Origin of the sequence: Acidithiobacillus sp. (genome assembly GCF_049965315.1) — a bacterium.
Classification (GTDB): Bacteria; Pseudomonadota; Gammaproteobacteria; order Acidithiobacillales; family Acidithiobacillaceae; genus Acidithiobacillus_B.
Window position 1 is genome coordinate 1 of the sequence record NZ_JBMFWL010000058.1, and the last position, 3697, is coordinate 3697.

The 3697-nt window shown below is 63.9% G+C and carries 3 protein-coding genes and 1 pseudogene; all 4 read left to right on the plus strand.

Annotated features, from left to right (window positions below; translation table 11 throughout):
* Positions 1 to 522, plus strand: a pseudogene (locus ACP5MM_RS09690) (alginate export family protein); the annotation flags it as partial.
* Positions 523 to 797: 275 nt separating this feature from the next.
* Complete coding sequence (locus ACP5MM_RS09695; RefSeq protein ID WP_427934522.1) at positions 798 to 2831, plus strand: ribonucleoside triphosphate reductase; 2034 nt, start codon at positions 798 to 800, stop codon at positions 2829 to 2831.
* A 25-nt stretch (positions 2832 to 2856) separates the two neighbouring features.
* Positions 2857 to 3045 (plus strand): anaerobic ribonucleoside-triphosphate reductase, encoded by a 189-nt coding sequence (nrdD, locus tag ACP5MM_RS09700; RefSeq protein ID WP_427932713.1) that lies wholly within the window; start codon positions 2857 to 2859, stop codon positions 3043 to 3045.
* 11 nt (positions 3046 to 3056) lie between these two features.
* A partial coding sequence (locus tag ACP5MM_RS09705; RefSeq protein WP_427934523.1) for an anaerobic ribonucleoside-triphosphate reductase activating protein occupies positions 3057 to 3697 on the plus strand: 641 nt, incomplete at its 3' end.

Genomic DNA, 3697 nt, shown 5'->3' on the forward strand with positions numbered 1-3697 from the left:
GTGGGCGTGCGCCTGACCGGGACCATGCCCCTGCCCGCGGACTTCCATCTGCTCTATGACGCCAGCTATGCCAAGCAACTGCCCTACGACGGCGGCAGTTCCCTGGTGAACGCCCAATACGCCCACCTCGGCGGCGGCGCCGCCTGGCGGAATCTCGGCCTGCATGCCGATTACATGCTGATGGGGGCCAACAGCAGCGGCACCTACGGCTTCCAGACCCCCCTCGCCACCCGCCACGCCTTCAACGGCTGGGCCGAGGTCTTCCTCGTCACCCCGCCCAGGGGCCTGCAGAGCCTCTATCTCACCGCTACGGCCAAGGTCTGGCAGACCGCCCTCCAGGCCACGTATTACGATTTCCACTCGGATACCGCGGACCTGCACTACGGCAACGAGCTGGATCTCTCCGCCATCCACACCTTCACCAAACACTGGAGCGGCGGCGTCCAGTACGCCGACTACCGCGCCTCCGGCTACGGCCTCAACACCCAGGGCGCCTGGGTCTTCGTCACCGCCCAGTACTGAGGGATACGCTCTTAGCGAGCAACTCGAACGGCAGCCCAACCGCCAGAATCCGCGTGCGGCGGCGTCCCGGAATCCCGTTTCGGGCATTCGTCCGCTGGGGATTCCCCTGGCCTGCCTTCGTCACCTTTCCTACCGTGATCCTCACTGGCCGTAGGGGGCAGCAATATATCGGATATGAAGATCCAATAACCTTGACAACCACAATATATGTGCTATAAATTTCAATAGACACACAATATGTAGGAACGTGCGTAGACCATTGCCAAGGAGTCCTTATGGAAGCCCTATCTCCCCTCCGGCTGAGCCAGCCCACCTGGACGCGGGTCATCAAACGGGACGGTTCGCGGGTGCCTTTCGACGCCGAGCGCATCTCTTCTGCCATCGCCCGGGCGGGGCGGGCCGCGGGCGAGTTCGATGATGAGACCGCCCGACAGCTCACGGGTATGGTGCTTGACGCCCTGAAATCCCGTCTTTCCGCTGGCATACCCCATATCGAGCAGATTCAGGACCAAGTCGAGTTGGCGCTCATGGACGCGGGTTTCTACCGGACCGCCCGCGCCTATATCGCCTACCGCGAGCAGCATCACCGCCTGCGCCGGGACCGGCAGGCGATGATGGACGCCATCGGGTCCGTGAACGAATATCTGGATCGCCAGGACTGGCGGATCAACGCCAATGCCAACCAGGGCTACTCCCTGGGCGGGCTGATCCTCAACGTCGCCGGCAAGGTGACGGCCAACTATTGGCTGAGCCACGTCTATCCCGAGGAGATCGGGACCGCCCACCGCGAGGCGGACATCCACATCCACGACCTCGACATGCTGGCCGGGTATTGCGCCGGCTGGTCCCTGCGGACCCTGCTGCAGGAGGGCTTCAACGGCGTCCCCGGCAAGGTGGAGGCGAGCCCGCCCCGGCATCTGTCCAGCGCCGTGGGGCAGATGGTGAACTTCCTCGGGACCTTGCAGAACGAATGGGCCGGCGCCCAGGCCTTCAGTTCCTTCGACACCTATCTGGCGCCCTTCGTTCGCAAGGACGGGCTTTCCTACCAGGAGGTGCGCCAGAACATCCAGGAGTTCATCTACAACCTGAACGTCCCTTCCCGCTGGGGCAGCCAGACGCCCTTCACCAATGTCACCTTCGACTGGGTCTGCCCGGAGGACCTGCGTGCGCAGGCGCCGGTCATCGCCGGCGCGGAAATGCCTTTCCGTTATGGCGATCTGCAGGCGGAGATGGACCTGATCAACCGGGCGTACATCGAAGTGATGAGCGAGGGGGATGCCAAGGGCAGGGTATTCACCTTCCCCATCCCCACCTACAACATGACGCCCGATTTCCCCTGGGATTCGGAGAACGCCGAAGGGCTCTTCGCCATGACGGCCAAGTACGGCCTGCCCTATTTCCAGAATTTCATCAACTCCGAACTCCAGCCCAACATGGTCCGCTCCATGTGCTGTCGCCTGCAACTGGATCTCCGCGAACTGCTCAAGCGTGGCAATGGGCTCTTCGGCTCGGCGGAGCAGACCGGCTCCATCGGCGTGGTGACCGTCAACTGCGCCCGCCTGGGCTATCTCCACAAGCAGGACAAGGAAGGTCTGTATCGGCGCCTCGACGAACTGTTGGCGATGGCGAAAGAAAGCCTGGAGATCAAGCGCAAGGTCATCCAGCGCCACATGGACACGGGACTCTTTCCGTATTCCAAACGATATTTGGGTACGTTACGCAACCATTTCTCCACCATCGGGGTGAACGGCATCAACGAGATGATCCGCAATTTCACGGACGACGGGGAGAACATCGCCACAGAGTTCGGCCATGGGTTCGCGGTGGAGCTATTGGACCATGTGCGCAGCCGCATGCTGGCCTGCCAGGAAGAAACGGGCCACATGTACAATCTGGAGGCCACCCCGGCGGAGGGTACCACCTATCGCTTCGCCAAGGAGGACCGGAAACGCTTTCCCGGCATCCTGCAGGCCGGTTTTCCGGACAAGCCCTATTACACCAACTCCTCCCAACTCCCGGTGGGCTTTACGGACGACCCTTTCGAAGCCCTGGAGCGGCAGGAAGACCTGCAGGCCAAGTACACGGGCGGCACCGTCCTGCACCTGTACATGGGGGAGCGCATCTCCAGCGCCGAGGCCTGCAAACGGCTGGTGCGGCGCGCGCTGGAACGCTTCCGGCTACCCTACATCACGGTGACGCCCACCTTCTCCATCTGCCCGGTGCATGGGTATCTGGCGGGCGAGCATCCCTTCTGTCCCGTCTGCGACCAGGAACGGCTCGCGGAAAAACGCCGGCGCTTGAGCGCCTGACCTTGATCTGAAAAGGAGAGATGACATGAACGCACATTGGGAAAGCGGAGACATGGGGATGGAGATCGTCTTGCGCGATGAGGAACGCCAGCCCTGCGAGGTATGGACCCGGGTGATGGGTTACCACCGTCCCGTGGCGTCCTTCAACCTCGGCAAGCAGGGCGAGCACCGGGAGCGGCGCTTCTTCCGCGAGTCCGGCCCCTTGCGGGCGTGAGGAGCGATCTGGTGCTGGGCGGCATGACACCGCTCAGCACCATCGATTTTCCCGGGCGGCTGGCGGCGGTGTTCTACGCCCGGGGCTGTCCCCTGCGCTGTGGCTATTGCCACAACCCGGAGCTGTGGGAGAGCCGCGGCCCGGTGGCCATCCCTTGGGACGAAGCGCTGGCCTGGCTCCATCGCCGCCGGGGCCTGCTGGACGGAGTGGTGTTCAGCGGCGGGGAACCCACCGCCCAGGAGGCCCTGGGAGCGGCGCTGGCGCAGGTGCGCGATCTCGGCTTCGCGACGGCCCTCCATACCGCCGGCGTCTACCCGAAACGGCTGACGGAAATTCTGCCTCTGCTGGATTGGGTGGGTCTGGACATCAAGGCCCCCTTCGACCGCTATGCCGATCTGACGGGGGTCCCCCGCAGCGGTGCCAAGGCCGAGCGGGCCCTCGCCGCAGTCCTGGCCGGCACGGTGGAATATGAACTGCGCACCACCGTGCATCACCGGCTCCTCGCGCCGGAGGACCTCATGGCCATGGCACGGGATTTGCGCTCCCGTGGGGTGCGGCACTGGGTGCTGCAGGAATTCCGTACCCAGGGTTGCGCGGATGCGGAGTTGGCGAACACGCCCTCGCGTCTCGATCCCGCCCTGGTAGCGCAGTT

Excerpts from the sequence above, each read along its gene's own strand:
- nrdD (WP_427932713.1), top strand. The coding sequence starts at position 2,857 with ATGAACGCACATTGGGAAAGCGGAGACATGGGGATGGAGATCGTCTTG.
- ACP5MM_RS09695 (WP_427934522.1), top strand. The coding sequence starts at position 798 with ATGGAAGCCCTATCTCCCCTCCGGCTGAGCCAGCCCACCTGGACGCGG.